The organism is Bacteroides sp. HF-162 (assembly GCF_015679285.1).
In the GTDB taxonomy this organism is placed as follows: Bacteria; Bacteroidota; Bacteroidia; order Bacteroidales; family Bacteroidaceae; genus Bacteroides; species Bacteroides uniformis.
This window is the reverse complement of the sequence record NZ_CP064937.1, coordinates 1,944,440-1,961,147: the sequence shown is the minus strand read 5'-3', so window position 1 is coordinate 1,961,147 and position 16,708 is coordinate 1,944,440. Positions and strand designations below refer to the sequence as shown.

Genomic DNA, 16,708 nt, shown 5'->3' with positions numbered 1-16,708 from the left:
GACTCACAATACCTATCGAAGACTAAACTGCAGTTTACCTCCCTGCACCAGTTCTTCATGAGTGATACGATATCGGGACAGTTTTTTTCCTCCCAGCTTCATCTCGCGGATATATAGAGATTCTGCCGACGGACGTTCCGTCTCTATTACCAGTTGGTCGCGTCCCCAATACTTAGGGTCGAGCTTTATGGTTACTTTATCAAATACCGGAGTAGATAGCGTATATGCCGGTTCTCCGGGACAATCCGGATAAAAGCCCATCATATTGAAGATAGCCCAAGCGGACATCGTTCCGGTATCATCATTGCCGGGAATTCCATCGGGGGCATTCTTGAAATACTTCTGCAAAAGGCGGTGCAGCTCTTTCTGCGTGCGCCACTCCTCACCCTTGAAATAAGAGAAAAGATGGGCGTATGCAATGTCCGGTTCGTTGGCAGGGTCGTACAGCCCTTCGTCGAACACGCGCTGAAGCTTGTCTACAAACGGCTTCTTTCCACCCATGAGCCGGGCAAGCCCTTTCACATCGTGGGGAACATAGAAAGTATAGTTCCAAGCATTGCCTTCGTGGAAGCCGGGGCTGGGCTCAAAATTCTCACCTTCCATAGGATTGAAAGGAGCATAGAATTCTCCGTCCGGCAAGATGGGACGGAAAGTACCGTACTCCTTACAGTAATAATGCTTGTAGCCCAGCGAACGTTCGTGGAACAGACGGGCATCCTCCTTCTTGCCAAGCGCAGCAGCTATGCGCGACAAGGCATTGTCGGCAATATAGTATTCCAGGGCATGTGAAACGGAATTGTCATACTGCTCCCGCAGAGGCACATATCCCAATGACACATAGTCGTCATTGTCCGGACGGAGCAGGTTCTCCGCCCCCGGCAGGGTGGCTCCCTTGCGCATGGCCTCGTAGGCCAGTTCTATGTCAAAGTCGCGCAGACCTTTCAGCCAGGTGTCGACGATGACGGGGATGGAAGGGTCACCTTCCATGGTCAGCGTCTCACGGCCGTAGAGTTCCCATTTGGGAAGCCAGCCGTGTTCGCGGTACATGTCGAGCATGGAGCGCACCATCTGCAATTGCCGTTCGGGATATACTAGCGTAAGAAGCTGGTGCACATTGCGGTAAGTGTCCCACAAGGAAAAGACGGTATAACGGTCGCCTTTGGTGGTCAGAATTTTGTCACTCTCCATAGCGGGATACTCCCCGTTCACATCTTGCAGGATATTGGGATGTATCAGCGTATGATAGAGTGCCGTATAAAAAACGGTTTTCTGCTCTTCCGTACCTCCTTCCACAAGGATGCGCGAGAGGTCATCGTTCCAGCAACGACGGGCTTCCTCCAGCACTTGGCTGAAGTTCTTTCCCTGCTGCTCGATATCCAAATTGAGCCGGGCATTCTCTATACTCACAAAAGAGACTCCCATCTGTACTTCCACTTGCTCGCCCTCTTCAGTATGGAATGTAAGGTAAGCGCCGATGTCATCTCCTGCCAGCTCTTTCCCGTAGCCGGTGTAAAGTTTGTAGCGTCCGTTATCGGGATCCCATTCGGCCTCCACACCGGTCATGGGGCGTTGCTTCTTCCAGTAGCCCGAAGCAGCAGGCTGCTTGTTGACACGCATCACAAAGTAGATGGGGAAAACGGCCTGCGGATTATAGCAGAAAGTACCCAGCAGCTTCATACCTTCAAACTCGCACTCACCCGTCCGACGCAGAAAAGCTCCCGATTCATTGGTCAGACCTTCGCCCAGATTCAGCAGTACATGGCTTTGCCCAGCAGGAAAGGTGAAACGCGCCACACCCGTGCGGGGAGTTGCCGTCACTTCCGTCTTCACATTGTAGCGGGTCAGGAAGTTGCTGTAATATCCGGGGGATGCCTGCTCGTCCTTATAGCGGCTTCCATACTCCTTATAATCCACGGACAACTCTCCCGTAGTGGGCATCAGCAGCAAAGAACCCAATTCCGGACAGCCCACACCGCTCAAATTGACATGCGAATATCCGGTGAAGAAACAATTGTGATACTCATAGGGAGTGGACCACCAGCGGGCATCTTTATCGTATTTGTTGTCCTCCGAGCCCATCACGTTGAAGGGCACTACGGACATCATTCCATTGGGACAGACGGCTCCCGGATTTGTAGTGCCGAAGTTGGTGGTACCAATAAAAGGATTCACATAGTCCGTCGGTTGCTTCTCCGCAGCCATAGATGCCGTGAGCATTCCAAAGGAGATGATACAGAAAGTAATCAGTCGTTTCATAATATAGTAGGGATTTGTTCTTTATTAGTTAGTGAGCACGCTACCCATGCCGGTGTCATTGCATGCACTCTGCAGCGTTACTGCAAACGGTCTGCAGTGACACTGCAAACTACTTTGCAGTAGCGCTGCAACAGCTTTGCAGTAACGCTGCATCAGCTTTGCAGTGGCGCTGCAACGGCTTTGCAGTGGCGCTGCAACGGCTCTGCAGTATCACTGCAAAAAGCATGCAGTATCTTTGCAGTGATATTTCACTAAGTATAAGACAGTTACGGCAGACGTTTTTTTCAGCAATACCAAGCGCCTGCCAACTGCTTGGTGCTTACAAAATACTTGTGCGCTTCGTGAACTCCAGAATCTCGCGGATATAGCCAAAGGCAAGCCCCACTACCGTATCGGCTGCACCGTAGTATACAGCTACACGTTCTCCATCCTGCAATGCTGCGCAAGGGAACACCACATTGGGTACATCGCCTGCCAGTTCGTATGGAGCAGCAGGCGCAAGCAGATACTCACGGGTGCGGTAGAGCAACTTGGCAGGATTGTCCTTATCCAGAATAGCCGCCCCCATGGAGTAACGGAAACCGTTGCAAGTGGTTATCACGCCGTGATAGAACATCAGCCAACCTTCGTCCGTGAGGAACGGTACCGAACCCGCCCCTATCTTGGTGCATTGCCAGGCACTTTCGGGGAAAGGTGTGGGAGCCATCACATGGCGGTGTTCGCCCCAGAACTTCATGTCGGGGCTGAAGCTGATGTAGATGTCGCCAAAAGGTGTATGGCCACTGTCGCTGGGACGGCTCAAGAGTGCATATTTGCCATCGAACCTCTGAGGCAACAATACACCGTTGCGATTGAAAGGCAAGAAAGCATTCTCGCACTGGAAGAACTCCTTGAAATCGAAAGTATAGCCGATACCGATGGTGGGACCGTAGTAGCCGTTGCACCACGTAATCCAGTAGCGATCCTCAATCCATGTCACGCGCGGGTCGTATTTATATTCGGACTCTATCATGTCCGTATTCCCGGCCTTGAACTTGATTGGCTCATGCTCTATTTCCCAGTGGATGCCGTCCTTGCTGAAACCGGCAAAAATATTCATCTGCACCGCCCGGTTGTCACAACGGAACACACCGGCAAATCCGTCGCCAAAAGGCACCACTGCACTATTGAAGATACTGTTGGACGTCGGAATATGGTAACGTCCGATAACGGGATTCTGCGAATAACGCCACATCACGTCCGCACAATCTGCCGGACGCTCTTCCCAAGGGATTGAAGTAAATTTATTGTTCATAATATTTTGGATTTTTATCTTTGCACCACAGATTACACAGATGGGCACAGATTATATTCTTTTATTCAATAGTTTTTTATGCAACAAGTCTCATTCATGCTGCAAAGCTTACTTCACCTCATCGTCATGCGTAAAGGGAATGAAGTATGTTATCAGCAACGACGGTACGGCGGCCAACAGCACGTAAGTGAAGAACTTCTCGTACCCCAACAAATCACTAAAGAAACCACTCATCATCCCCGGAAGCATCACTCCCAAATTCATGATGCCGGAAGCAAAGGCGTAGTGTGACATCTGATGCTTGCCGGGAGCAATCTGCTGCATCATGAACAACGTCAGCCCCACGAAGCCGAAGCCGTAACCGAAATACTCCGCCACGATGCCCGCACCTATCAGATAAAGGTTCTCCGGTTGATAAATGGCGAGTAGCGTGTAGGCCACGAACGGAAAGTTGAACACGATGCAGAGCGAAAACAGCGTCTTCTTCAGCCCGCGCTTCGACACGTAGATGCCTGCCAACAAGGATCCCAGCACAAAAGCCGCTGAACCGAAGACACCGTTCAACGTACCGATTTCAGTAAGCGAAAGCCCCAATCCCCCCACCTCACGCGAGGAGCGCAAGAAGAGCGGTGCAATCTTCATCACAAGCCCTTCAGCAAAGCGGTAGAGGATAATGAAGCAAATGTAATAGAAGATGTGGCGCTTTGTGAAGAAATTCCTTATCACCGCCCACAGTTCCCGCATCACCTCCGCGCCCGAACGCTTGGCGTCCTGCCGCTTCTGCGTGCACGGCAACATCCGTGAATGATACCCCCCCAACAGCAACAGCAACACGGCAATGACGATAAAGATAATCATCCACGCTTCCTTATAAGCAGACATGTTCTCCTGCATAGAACGGCCTTCCATCGCCCCGAAACTCTGGGCCAGCATACCCGCCATCGCCACCAGTCCGCCGTTCGCCACCAATTTGGCGATGTTGTAGAAAGCCCCCTGCACACCGATGTACTTGGCTTGGTCGGCAGGTGACAGTTCCGCCATATACACGCCATCGCAGGCTATATCGTGCGTGGCTCCGCTGAAAGCGATGACTGCCATTGTCGAAATACTAATGGCAAAAAAGTAATCGAACTTCAACGAAAAAGCCACCAGTCCGAACAGCAATCCGCTCAACAACTGGGTGATAACCACAAAGAACTTCTTTGTGCGGTACATCTCCAGGAACGGACTCCAAAGGAACTTCAACGTCCAGGGCATCATGATGATAGAAGTCCAGAAGGCAATCTGCGTGTCGGATATGCCCAAATCCTTAAACATGAACGTAGAGACCAGGTTGACTGCAATGAAAGGCAGCCCCATGGCAAAATAAACGGAAGGCACCCAGGAAACCGGGTTACGGTAATTATTGTGATTCATAACTAATCGCACGTTATCAATTGTTTGTCTTTACCGGCTTGTCGCCCATTATCAACTCCAAAGTGCCACCGTCCGTTATGTCCTGATGCGTAAAGAACGGGCGTACCAATTCCTCGCCGTTCAACAACATCTTCTGAACATACTTGTTCGTACGACTGTTGTCCGTGGCCACCACCGTGAATTTCTTTCCATCCTTAAGGTTCACTGTCGCCTTGTCGAACAACGGGCGACCGATGGAATAGAGCGGACGGCCTGGGCAAACTTGGTAGAAGCCCATGGCATTCAGTACATACCATGCCGACATCTGCCCACAGTCTTCATTACCCGAAAGCCCGTTCGGATTGTTGAAATAAAGCGTCTGCAGTACCTCGTCCACCAACTCCTGCGTGCGCCAGGGTTGGCCCACATAGTTGTAGAAGTGAATGATATGGTGACTCGGCTCATTACCATGGGCATACTGCCCTATCAGGCCGGAAATGTCGGCAGACACTAGTTCACCTTCCAGTGAAGAATCGGCCACGAACAGCGAGTCCAACTTACCGATAAAAGCTTCACGGCCTCCCATCAGTTCCACCAGTCCCTCCACATCGTGAGGAACAAACCAGGTCCATTGCCAGGCAGTCCCCTCACAATAGTCATCACTGCGATGGTTGGAAGAGCGGGGATTGAACGGCGTACGCCAATTGCCTTTGCTATCCAGTCCACGCATAAAACGGGTAACTGGATCGAAATAGTTCTGATAGCCCTTGCTGAAATCAGCATACTTCCGTTGGTTCAGCGTGTCGCCCAACTCACCGGCCAGCACAGAGATGCACCAGTCATCGTAGGCATACTCCAAGGCCTTAGCTACTGCTTCATTATCCTTGTCGCAAGGCACGTAACCGACCTTGTTCTTCCAATATTTGGCCTGCGGCATCAAATGAGGCAATACCAAAGGATGGGTGATAATACCAGTAGTGTCATACTCCGCCACACGCAGGCAAGCGCGGTATGCCTTCTGTACATCAAAGTCGCGATAGCCCTTCATATAGGCATCTGCCACAAGGGAGGCAGCATGATAGCCTATCATCGTGCCCGTATAGTTGCCCGCCAATTCCCACATGGGAAATACACCGCCTTCGCGCTCCTTCTGGATGAGCGAGCGGATGAAGGCTTGGTTCAAATCCGGATTGATAATCGTCATCAACGGGTGGTAGGCACGGAACGTGTCCCACAAAGAGAAAATGGTATAGACGGGCTCTTCCACGCTACCCTGATGCACTTTCAAATCCATGCCAAAATAACGCCCGTCGGCATCGGTAAACAGATTGGGCTGCATACCCGTATGATAAAGCGCCGTATAGAACATGGTACGCTGGTCTTCATCCTCCGTCTCGATATCTATCTTGGCAAGGTATTCATTCCATGATTGGCGGGCTGCCCGACGCACTCCGTCAAAATCCCATCCGGGTATCTCCGCTTCCACATTCCGGCGGGCACCGTCCATATCCACAGCTGAAACACCCACCTTCACCATCACCTGCTCATCCTTCTCCGTCTGGAATTGCAATAGCACCTTGGCGGTGGGCAGCAGCGGTTCCCCTTCATCCAATGCCATGGAATCGGTCACCATTGTATAAGTAAACGGTTTGGAGAACTTGGCATAGAAGTTTATGTATTGATCGAAAGCCCAGTAAACGGTTTTCTTATGTCCGCGGATTTCTGTATCACTGATGACTTCCAGCTTCATCTCTTCATTCTTCTGACGCTGGAGGCTGTAGTCAAGGTCAAGGATAAATCCTGCTTTCCCAGACTTGGGAAACGTGTAGCGATGAATGGCGGCGCGCTTGGTAGAGGTCAACTCGGCTTGTACGCCATAACGGTCGAGGAATACGGAATAATATCCCGGTTCTGCCTTCTCCCGCCCGTGCGAGAAAGGCGAGGCGTATGCCATTTGCTGGCTCTTCTTCCCCATCGCATGATAGTCCTGACGGCCCACGGTGGGCATCAGCAGCACATCGCCATAATCACCGCAACCCGTTCCACTGAGGTGCGTGTGCGAGAATCCGTTAATGGTGGAATCGGCATAGTAATAACCGGAACAAGCATCCCACTGAAAGATGCGCGTGTCGGGGCTCGGCTGAATCATCCCGTTGGGTACCACTGCGCCCGGATAGGTATGTCCGTGCCCACCCGTACCGATAAACGGATTTACGTAAGATGCATAGTCTTCCCCTGAAGAAGCCGGAGTACAGTTGCATACCGCCATGCCCAACCACAAGAGACATCCGGCTTGCCATGCAATAGATTTCATGTTTTTCATCCTAAATTTAAGTTTATTGAGACACATTCTTTTGCCTTTTATTGGTTAATAAAACAATTCACTCGGCAAAAACACTAATACTGCAGATTATTTTTTAATTTTAATTAGCAGAATAGAAGGATAAAGAATAAAGACATGTCGGTAAAAGAAAGAATGCAAGTTCTTGTAATTGGTAGTTGCAAGAACTTGCATTCATATCCAAACCGGAATCCTGCTATTTAATAGTTATCGGTTCATCCAATTCCACGATGCCGAGGGCTTTATCGCCTCCATTCACCAATCCGTCCATTCCATGACCGGAAGCATCTTTCACTTTCCACGTCTCTCCGTCTTGGAACTGGTCGGTTCCGTTCAACTTATAATAAGCAGCAAGGCCTTCCGATTTCGGGTCAACCGTAATCATGTTTTCCTTGATTTGACTCTCCGTGCGCGACACATTCCAAAGTCTGACTTCGCTCATGCGACCATAGAACGGACGTTCGCCCCACATGAATCCGGCCACCTTACCGATAAAGAAGTCGCCCTTACCGAAATCGAAGCTCGGAATATCCCAAACCGCTTCGGAAGCTTTTTCTCCATTGATGAAGATGGCAGTCTTGCCGGTAGGCTGATTGTAAGTGAACGCCACGTGATACCATTTCCCGGTTCCCAAAGCCTGAGAAACGCTGTATTCCGATTTGCCTGCAATCTGCAAATGGTCTTTCTCCAGCAAAGGTGCATCACCGATACGGAAAATCAGAGTTCCCTCGCATCCCATAACAGTATTGTTGTTTCCAAAGAAATCAATATAAATCAATGCTTCGTAAGTAACGGATGTGAATTGGGTACCGGGAAGCAAAGGTATCCTCACATAATTGTTATACACACGAGCCACCTTCATAATCCGCACGGGCTTGTGGAGGATAAAATAAACCACATCTCCCCCTTGGGAAACCGGTAGAGAAGCAGACCGTACACGCACCGGAAGCAGATAAGACTTACCTTCTTCCACCTTATCCAACTTAGAAAATTTCACCGATACCGATCCGGCATACACCTCTCCGGAAGGAACAGTGGCAACAGCATTTCCCAAATCTACGGCAGTAGCATCGAACATCTCATATTCCGTTCCATACTTTTTGTTATAAGCCTCAATTACAGAAGTATCGGCCACTTCATAAGACACCTCTACCTGCGAAGCACACAAGGATGACACACGTGCCCGCAACTCATGGGTCATCGCTTCGCCCTCTTCCACCTCTATCCGGTACTCCCTTTCTTCAAAATAGACCTTAGGTTCCAGCAAATCACTTTCGCTATCATTGCAACTGACCGACAGCATGGCTATGAAGCAAAACACCATATATTTCAACAAATATTTATTCATATCTTTCATATTCTAAAATTTGATTCACTACTTATTTTTTCCTTTGCTTTCTTTCCATTCGTTGAACACACGCTGATTAATCTGTATGGCTTGACGCATCCATTTATAATCGGGTGCATTGTCATAGTCATTATCAAAGCGATAAGCTCCCACACCGCCTTTATACCCTTCTTCCGGCATCCAGGCGGCCTGTTTCAACAATTGCCCTCCATTGGAAGCAAACGATTCGAAGTTCTCCGTGACAATGAGTTTCTCATTGATATTGCCAGGCGAATGCAAATAAGGAGAAGCTTGCCCATACGCCTGAGTTATCCAGTAATCCACATAATCTTCTATCTCAGGCAAGAAATCATTGATATGCCCGTCGATGCATAGCAGTTTATGCCCTTTGTTCTCCGGGTCGCTCTTAGGACCGATGTATTTGCCCAACTCTTTCACCACGAAACCGATGTTACGGCTGCCGATAGTACCGTCGGAATCATTGAAACCGTTACCCGGTTCCCAGTCGATATCATATCCGTCCCACTCGCCGGTCACCAACGAGTCACAGATGGCTTTGGCAAATTTGGAAAGAGCCCGTTCCAGCTCTTCCTTGTTGTTCAAGTCATGCGAAGTAAACCCCCAGAAGTCCCAGCGAGCAAACTTTCTTTCTTCTGTCAGCTTAGCTTCGCTCCAACCCTCTTCTATGGCTTTTTTTTCCACTTCATCGTATACCGAAGTAGGGGTGCGCCCTTTGCCCAAGTGTGAAAGCAGGCAGACTTCCAATAACCTGATGCCTTTCACTTTTTGCACAAACTCCTTGTCTTTCTTCTGCGCCTCAGTGATTTCATAACGTCCTGGGGCACCGCTCCACATAGATATGATATCCATACTATCGGGCACAGAAGTGAGATACCCCCTCCGCATGGCTCCCGTCGGCGCCCAGTTGGAAAACCAGCCGAACGCAACGGGGCGGCCATAATTCTTGGCGGTTTCTTTATACGCGCGCAAGTCGGCATAGTACGCTTCGCTCTCCACGTCATCTTTGGTATTGTTACCACCGATATGATCTATCTCAATGCTCTCAATATCCGTGCAGGCAGTAGCCATCAAACCAAGCAACGGAACAATATATAATAGTTTCTTCAATTTTTTCATATTTTTCTTATTTCTAACGTAAGACATCGTTTATCACTTGCAATCCCACCACAGACGGGTAGAAGATTTGTCTTCACCACCCTTCCCATTATTGAGCAACTTCAGGATGGCCTGATAGTTGGCCTCGTCCTCCGTTGTCTGATGGAAACTGGTCGGATAAATCATTCGGCGCACTCCTTTTTCAATGGTGGCTCCTTGGAACGAACCTCTGTTTGCCATCACCGGATTCAAGTCGGGATAGCCAGTTCTTCTCCACTCCGTCCAAGCCTCTTGACCGTTGGGAAAGAGCGCAAGCCACTTCTGGATAATAATCTTCTCCAATTTTTCTTCCCGGCTGCCTTCAAACTTGACTGTAACGGCACGAGGGGCGGAAAAACTGCAAGAGTAAGAACCACCGAACTCATGCTTGATTGGTACATTGCCGGAGTTCATGTAATCATCGACCGAAGCTGTCACCCCGTTTTCCTGGAACGACATCCCAATACCTTGCTTGTAGAGTTCGTCGGCATTACCGAATTCACCTCCCCACACCAAAGCAGCTTCAGCACGTAAGAAATAGACTTCGGAAGCACGCATCCAATAGGTCGGAGTGTCACCTTTGATATTCGGCTTTGAGAATGTCGTATAGACATCGTTCTGCCCGTAAAGATGCCCGGCAGGAATGGCTTGATATTTCTTGCCATCGAATGCCAACTGTCCCAAAGTACATTTGTCATCCACCGGTTTGAAGTAAGCGCTCAGACGTGGGTCTTCGTAACCCATCAGGTAAGAGAACATGGACGACCCCATGCGCGATTCATTGTACTGCTCGGCCAACCACTCGATGTTGTTGCGGAAAGTGATGCCCGCACCCGAACTCATCTGCGCCTCTTCGTCTTTGGAGGTCATCACTCCGATGGAGTGTTTCACGGCCAAAGCCGCATACCGCTTTGCCAGTTCGGTATCGGCAAAACGTACGCGCATCGCCAGACGAAGCATCAGCGAATTGGCATACTTCACCCATTTCCTAGAGTCACCCGCATAAACCGCATCATAATCTTCCATAATGGTCACCCCGGCATCCGCTTTCTTGGTCAAAACCTCCACAGCATCGGCCAAGTCTTTGAACATGGCAGCATATATGTCCTTCTCCAAGTCGAAAGGAATGTTCATCGTAGCATCGGCTGCATGTGAATAAGGCATCGGCCCGAAACTCTCCAACGCCTTGTGCCAAGCCGAAATCTTCAATACTTGTGCCAAGGCAAAAACTTCGGGAGTGTCGTTCTTTTCAGAAGCGGCTTTCAATTTTTTCCACGGGTCGAGTGCATTGGTATAAGAACGTGCATAAGTACCCTTAATCCATCCGTCAATCAAATAATAACTGGTATTGTTGTTACCACCGTTCCAAGAGTTGTTTTGTGAGAAGAATCCACTCCAGCAGTCGGCAGACAGATGATAGTCGGTCTGGTACATGTTGATGATGTCCGTATCGTCGGCTTGTGTCCCTACCGGGAAGACGGTCTGCTCCATCGTTGTCACCAATCCTCCGACGGCAACACCGTCCATGGCTTCTTCCTTCTCGTTCATTTCAGCCCAATTGGTATTGATTTCCTCGTAATCGCAGGATGCCAACAATGCTAGGGCATATATTCCCGCTAAAAGCTTATATTGATTTATCTTTTTCATATTAAAAGTCGGTCTGTTATAATTTGAATTTAATACCAAAGCCAAAGCTACGCACACTTGGCTGCATAAAGTAATCGTTGCCTTGTCCGTAGGTGGCGGTAGAGGGAGTCAGTTCGGGGTCGAACGGAGCCTCGCAGTACAACATCCAGGGATTGTTGGCAATGAAGGAAACCGTCACGTCCTTCAGTACGTTGCCAAACCAGCGGTTGGGCATGGTGTAGCTGAGTGTCAACTCCTGCAAACGGATGTTGGTAGCGCTGTAGACATAGTAGCCGGAGGTCTCGTAACCTCCTGTACCAATCATCTGGTAGTAGGTCTTTGCATCTACCCTGCCCTGTCCCGGCAATAATGCACCGCCATTGTCACGTGCCTCGGCCGAACGCTTCGACACGCCGAAACGGTCGAGCAATGCTTCGGTAGAGGAGGTAACCACACCTCCGAAACGTCCGTTGAGCAGGAAGCTGAGTCCGAGTCCTTTGTACGACAAGGAGTTGTTCCATCCCATATTGAAGTCGGGGGAAGTCTTGCCCAAATAGACGGGCTTACCGCTATTATCCAGTTCAAACGTACCGTCACTCTTTATCTCTACATAACCCTGATGATCTTTCTTCAAGAAGGTATTGGCGTAAATGTCGTGAATGCTGCCACCTTTCCTCAAAATGATACGTCCGCCATCTTTCACAACTTCAGAAATCTGGATGGGATCGTCCAACAAATCAGTATGGTAACCATCCACCATTTCTTTAATTCTGTTGACGTTACGCGAAAATGTCAATGTGGAGGAGAATGCCAGTCCGTTCTTCAGCTTGTCATTGTAACCCAAAGAGGCTTCCCATCCGCGGTTCTCCACATTACCGGCCTGCAAGTAAATCTGCTTGTAACCGGTAAATTCAGGCAAGTTACCCAAGAAAGTCTGGTTCTTGGTATTGGAATGGTAGTAAGTGACTTCTGCACTCAACTTGTTCCACAAACGCAAACTTAAACCGAATTCATACGAACGGGTACGCTCTGCCTTGAAGTCGGTAAACGGATAGATATAGGTAGGCTTCACCGTACCGCCGTCAATGGGAGTTGTCACCGTACCGGGAGTCAGACCGGAACGGGAAATTGGAGCGCCCACTTCGGTAAAGGAACCACGTACCTTCAAGTAAGAAATGAACCGGGGCAAATCTACCATTTCGGAAATGATGGCCGACAAACCTACGGAAGGATAGAAGAAGGACTCTTCGTCGGTGTTCACCAGACGGGAGTTCCAGTCGTTACGTCCGGTCAGCGTCAAGTAAAGCATACTCTTCCAGCCTAATTCCACATTGGCAAAGACGGCATGGTTGCGCACGCGGCTATCACCGCCCTTTTCGGAGACACGTCCATTGGCCGGGTCGATGTTGACTGCCACGAATTTATTGGGTACCAGGCTCAATGTTCCTTTATATCCTCTCTCCAATAGCCAATAGTTAGAATAGCTCCAGCCCAAGTTAGCAGCAATGCTGAAGTCCCGGATATGCTTGTTGACATTCAGCATGAAGTCGGCGTATTCTTGGCGGTCGTTATAGTTGCTGTAGCCATAATGTCCTTTCTTTCCCTCGGCAAACTTCTGGTCGGAAGTGGCGTAAATCTTGCGTTCGAAGAGCACATGCGTATCGTCCATGCGGAAGCGTGCGGCGGCGTTCAGCCAGTCGGTAATCTTGTAGGTCAGCCCCACGTTGAACATGTAGCGGCTCTTCTCGTTGGTAGCCACATTGCGGTAGGCAGTCCAGTAAGGGTTCTGCGAAGCGTAGGTAGGTTCGGACACCGGCCAGTATTGTACGGGAAACTTACGGCTGTCATCATAACGCTCAAAAGTCTTGATGTCTTCAAAGTTTTCTCCCCGCGGGAAGAGGTAGGCAGCCATCACCGGATTCCAGTACTGTCCTTGCGACACCATGTTGCGGTCTTTCTGCTTCACATACGACGCGCCCAGGTCGAGTTGCAGTTTATCCTTGAAGAAGGTGGCAGTGTTGCGGATAGTGAAGTTCAGACGGTCGTAAGAGTTATTGGGCACAATACCGGCCGAGTTGGTGGATGATACGGACGCGAACGTCTGGTTCTGCTTGGTGCCCGTGGTCAATGTCAACGAGTTGATGAAGTTGGTTCCGGTATTGAAGAAGTCGTCCTTCGGATCGTAGGCAGAAGGGGTAGCCAGCTTTTCTCCCCAGCTTTCGTACATGTCCTTTTTATTGCCGTAGGTGCTCTGGAACTCCGGTGTCATGTAGGCTTTGCTAAACTCCGTGGAAGAAGAGAACTGGACGGAAAGTTTTCCTTCCTTGCCCTTTTTGGTAGTAATCAGAATCACCCCGTTGGCGGCGCTGCTACCGTACAAGGCGGCTGCCGAAGGGCCGCTCAACACGGAGAGGCTTTCGATGTCTTCGGGGTTGAAGTCAGCAATACCTTCCGTTCCGGCCTTGCCCTCACCCATGATACCGCTGTCCGTATTCCCCATATTGGTGTTGAACAAAGGGATACCGTCCACCACGTAGAGTGCATTGTTGTCGCCCTCGATGGACTTGGCTCCACGCATCACCACGCGGGTAGCTCCTCCCACGCCGCTAGCACTCTTGTTGATGCTTACACCGGCAATCTTTCCGCTCAGCGAGTTCACGAAGTTAGCATCCTTCACACGGACCAGCTCGTCTTGTTTCACCTGCTGCACGTTGTAGCTCAACGCTTTCTCGGCACGCTTGATACCCAGGGCAGTGACCACTACCTCGTTCAGCTTCTGCGAATCTTCTTCCAACAGCACATTCAGGATTCGATCGTCTATTATCTTGATTTCCTTAGTAGTATATCCCACATAAGAGATTTCGAGAACGTCCCCCTTGTTTACCGCCAAGTTGAACTTGCCGTCCAAATCAGTAATGGTACCGGCAATGGTATTCTTCACCTTCACGTTGACGCCAATCAGCGGTTCGCCGGTAGCATCCTTGACCACGCCGTCCACCTTGATTTTGGGTTCTTGTTGCTTTATCTGTTTCGTGGACAAGATTATCTGATTGTCTACCAATGTATAAGTGACATTTGTTCCACGAAACATGTCATCCAGGATCTCTGTTATCTTTCCCGACCGGCTGTTTACCGAAACAATGCGGTCTGCCTGAATCGTCTTGTTATTATAGAGGAACACATAGTCGGAGTTCTCCTCTATCTTATTCAATACATTTTCTATGGAAACACTCGACATAGAAAAGGAGCCTCGCGTCCGCTGGGCGTACCCGTTACTGGCAGGAAGCTGTAATACAACAGCAAAAAGTAGTATTAGACTTATCCTCATAGGTAAAGGAAGTTTTAATTTTAAGGTATATTTAAGGCATACTGCACTAAATGAATGATTATTTTTCATACATTTGCGGTTAACTAAAGTTTATTACTAAATGAACTAAGGTTTGATTCACGGCTTCTTGTCTGCTAAACCAAAATCCGTGAGTTTTTTAATGAGTAGGGAAGAAAGCTGTGGGGACAGTTTTCTTCCTTTTTTGTTTTTGCTCTTCTTATACTATATCATAGGCTCTTTATGGTTTTAAGGGTTACTAATATAAGTTTACTATAATCCTAGCCTTCGTAAGGGTATCGTCTGCCTGCTGCGCAGCATCTTCCACCCTCCACTTCAAGGCTGCCGACTTTGCCAGATAATCCAAAATCTGCTGCAAGGTCTCTTTGTGGAAAGTCGCCCGGTACTTGTATTCCTTTCCCAACCTATTGTCAAACTCAATATCCACATTGAAATGCCTTGAAAGCCTTTTGAATATCTCTTCCAACGTCGCATTCCTGAAAATCAGCTTTCCGTCTTTCCAAGCCACCTTCTCGTAGACATCCACTTTATTTTTAATCCATTTCCGACTGTTCCGATTGTAAAGCAACTGCTCTCCGGGTAACAATTCCATTGTCTCCTGATTGGGGGTTACCACATTTACCTTACCTTTCTCCAACACCGTACCAATAAGTTCTTCATCCTCGTAGGCAGCCACGTTGAACTTCGTTCCGTATACATATACACTCAATCCATCCAGTGTGTTCACATAAAAAGGACGTTTCTTGTCGGCCTGCACTTCAAAATACGCTTCCCCTTTCAGTTCCACGCTCCGATTGTCTTTCCTGAAAACTATGGGATAACGCAAGGTACTTCCCGCATTGAGCCACGCCACCGAATGGTCAGGAAGCTCATAACGGATGACCGAACCTTTGGCAGCCGTGACTTCGGCGTAGCAGTCTACCGCTTCCGGTCCACTGAAATATAAGTAGCCCAACGTCAGCGAAATCATCAGCAAAGGTAACGTCAAGAATGCGGCATAGCGCATCAAGCTATCATACATCTGCCTACCCCGCTTTTTCCTTATCAACTGCTGTGTCCGTTCAAAAGCTTTGGCCACATCAATTGATTCCATTTCCCGGATATCATCTCCCAATGCTTGTGCTTTCCGAAACAATAAATCCGAATCTAATTTTTCCATAATCTCTAAACCTTATAACCTATTTATAATTGCAATTACATAGATAATACAATCGGGAAATCAAAAAGGGACAGCTAAAACAAAGTTTTTTCAATTGGGTCCTTAATAACAAAATACTACTTGCCTATTGCCACAGCTTTGTTCTTTTAAATTTCAAAAAGAACCTTTTATTTGACTTTCTTATTGTATATTTGCCTTCGAAATACTGTAGATATATTATGAAACTATCTCTTAATGAACAAAGCAAGAAACAAGTATTCAAGCAGCTCTACGAGGAGTACTATGCCCCCTTCTGCTTGTATGCCAAGCGTTTTGTTGACAATAAAGAGACTCGCGAAGACATTGTTTCCGAAGTATTCGCCTCCCTATGGAACAACATGGACAACTTCGAGATAGACCCGAAAACGATATTGGGTTACCTCAAGATGTGCGTGAGGAACAATTGCCTGAACTACCTGAAGCATCAGGAATATGAATGGAATTATGCGGAAGTCGTCAAAAAGAAAACCCCTGTCTACGAAACGGAACCGGACAGTGTATATACCTTAGACGAAATGTACCGGATGCTGTACGGTACCCTGAACAAGCTTCCCGAGAGCTACCGCATTGTCTTCATCGAGAGCTTCTTCAAGGGAAAAACGCATACAGAAATAGCGGAAGAGCTGAACCTTAGTGTGAAGTCAGTCAACCGCTATAAACAAAAAACATTGGAATTTCTGCGCAACGAGCTAAAAGAATACATGCCGTTGCTGCTGCTATTCATTTCCCGGTAGGACTCCACCTTATTA

10 protein-coding genes are annotated in these 16,708 nt (G+C 48.7%); 1 reads left to right on the top strand and 9 read right to left on the bottom strand.

Going from position 1 to position 16,708, the window contains the following annotated elements; all coding sequences use genetic code 11:
* Positions 1–12: 12 nt before the first annotated feature.
* From ITJ87_RS07760 to ITJ87_RS07720, 9 genes are all read right to left on the bottom strand, one after another.
* Positions 13–2,256 carry a GH92 family glycosyl hydrolase gene (locus ITJ87_RS07760; RefSeq protein ID WP_117601114.1) on the bottom strand — a complete coding sequence of 748 codons (2,244 nt, stop codon included), beginning with the start codon at positions 2,254–2,256 and terminating at the stop codon, positions 13–15.
* 319 nt (positions 2,257–2,575) lie between these two features.
* Positions 2,576–3,550 (bottom strand): glycoside hydrolase family 130 protein, encoded by a 975-nt coding sequence (locus ITJ87_RS07755; RefSeq protein ID WP_117965961.1) that lies wholly within the window; start codon positions 3,548–3,550, stop codon positions 2,576–2,578.
* Between the two features lie 108 nt (positions 3,551–3,658).
* Positions 3,659–4,966: an MFS transporter gene (locus tag ITJ87_RS07750; protein ID WP_117588977.1), complete on the bottom strand. Its 1,308-nt coding sequence runs from the start codon at positions 4,964–4,966 to the stop codon at positions 3,659–3,661.
* A 16-nt stretch (positions 4,967–4,982) separates the two neighbouring features.
* Positions 4,983–7,268 carry a GH92 family glycosyl hydrolase gene (locus tag ITJ87_RS07745; protein WP_181980947.1) on the bottom strand — a complete coding sequence of 762 codons (2,286 nt, stop codon included), beginning with the start codon at positions 7,266–7,268 and terminating at the stop codon, positions 4,983–4,985.
* A 214-nt stretch (positions 7,269–7,482) separates the two neighbouring features.
* Positions 7,483–8,634, bottom strand: coding sequence for a DUF1735 and LamG domain-containing protein (locus ITJ87_RS07740; RefSeq protein WP_117588989.1), 1,152 nt, complete (start codon positions 8,632–8,634; stop codon positions 7,483–7,485).
* 27 nt (positions 8,635–8,661) lie between these two features.
* Entirely contained in the window at positions 8,662–9,771 is a 1,110-nt protein-coding gene (locus ITJ87_RS07735; protein WP_117965958.1) for a glycoside hydrolase family 18, read from the bottom strand.
* Between the two features lie 33 nt (positions 9,772–9,804).
* Positions 9,805–11,436 carry a SusD/RagB family nutrient-binding outer membrane lipoprotein gene (locus tag ITJ87_RS07730; protein ID WP_117588975.1) on the bottom strand — a complete coding sequence of 544 codons (1,632 nt, stop codon included), beginning with the start codon at positions 11,434–11,436 and terminating at the stop codon, positions 9,805–9,807.
* A gap of 16 nt (positions 11,437–11,452) precedes the next feature.
* Entirely contained in the window at positions 11,453–14,743 is a 3,291-nt protein-coding gene (locus ITJ87_RS07725) for a TonB-dependent receptor (RefSeq protein ID WP_226791310.1), read from the bottom strand.
* Between the two features lie 256 nt (positions 14,744–14,999).
* Positions 15,000–15,920, bottom strand: a complete 921-nt coding sequence (locus ITJ87_RS07720; protein WP_117588973.1) for a FecR family protein — start codon at positions 15,918–15,920, stop codon at positions 15,000–15,002.
* Between the two features lie 218 nt (positions 15,921–16,138).
* Between ITJ87_RS07720 and ITJ87_RS07715 the strand changes: the two genes are divergently transcribed.
* On the top strand, positions 16,139–16,693 hold the full coding sequence (locus tag ITJ87_RS07715; protein WP_117588972.1) for an RNA polymerase sigma-70 factor: 555 nt from the start codon (positions 16,139–16,141) through the stop codon (positions 16,691–16,693).
* Positions 16,694–16,708: the final 15 nt, after the last annotated feature.

Excerpts from the sequence above, each read along its gene's own strand:
- ITJ87_RS07760 (WP_117601114.1), bottom strand. The coding sequence starts at position 2,256 with ATGAAACGACTGATTACTTTCTGTATCATCTCCTTTGGAATGCTCACG.
- ITJ87_RS07755 (WP_117965961.1), bottom strand. The coding sequence starts at position 3,550 with ATGAACAATAAATTTACTTCAATCCCTTGGGAAGAGCGTCCGGCAGAT.
- ITJ87_RS07750 (WP_117588977.1), bottom strand. The coding sequence starts at position 4,966 with ATGAATCACAATAATTACCGTAACCCGGTTTCCTGGGTGCCTTCCGTT.
- ITJ87_RS07745 (WP_181980947.1), bottom strand. The coding sequence starts at position 7,268 with ATGAAAAACATGAAATCTATTGCATGGCAAGCCGGATGTCTCTTGTGG.
- ITJ87_RS07740 (WP_117588989.1), bottom strand. The coding sequence starts at position 8,634 with ATGAATAAATATTTGTTGAAATATATGGTGTTTTGCTTCATAGCCATG.
- ITJ87_RS07735 (WP_117965958.1), bottom strand. The coding sequence starts at position 9,771 with ATGAAAAAATTGAAGAAACTATTATATATTGTTCCGTTGCTTGGTTTG.
- ITJ87_RS07730 (WP_117588975.1), bottom strand. The coding sequence starts at position 11,436 with ATGAAAAAGATAAATCAATATAAGCTTTTAGCGGGAATATATGCCCTA.
- ITJ87_RS07725 (WP_226791310.1), bottom strand. The coding sequence starts at position 14,743 with ATGAGGATAAGTCTAATACTACTTTTTGCTGTTGTATTACAGCTTCCT.
- ITJ87_RS07720 (WP_117588973.1), bottom strand. The coding sequence starts at position 15,920 with ATGGAAAAATTAGATTCGGATTTATTGTTTCGGAAAGCACAAGCATTG.
- ITJ87_RS07715 (WP_117588972.1), top strand. The coding sequence starts at position 16,139 with ATGAAACTATCTCTTAATGAACAAAGCAAGAAACAAGTATTCAAGCAG.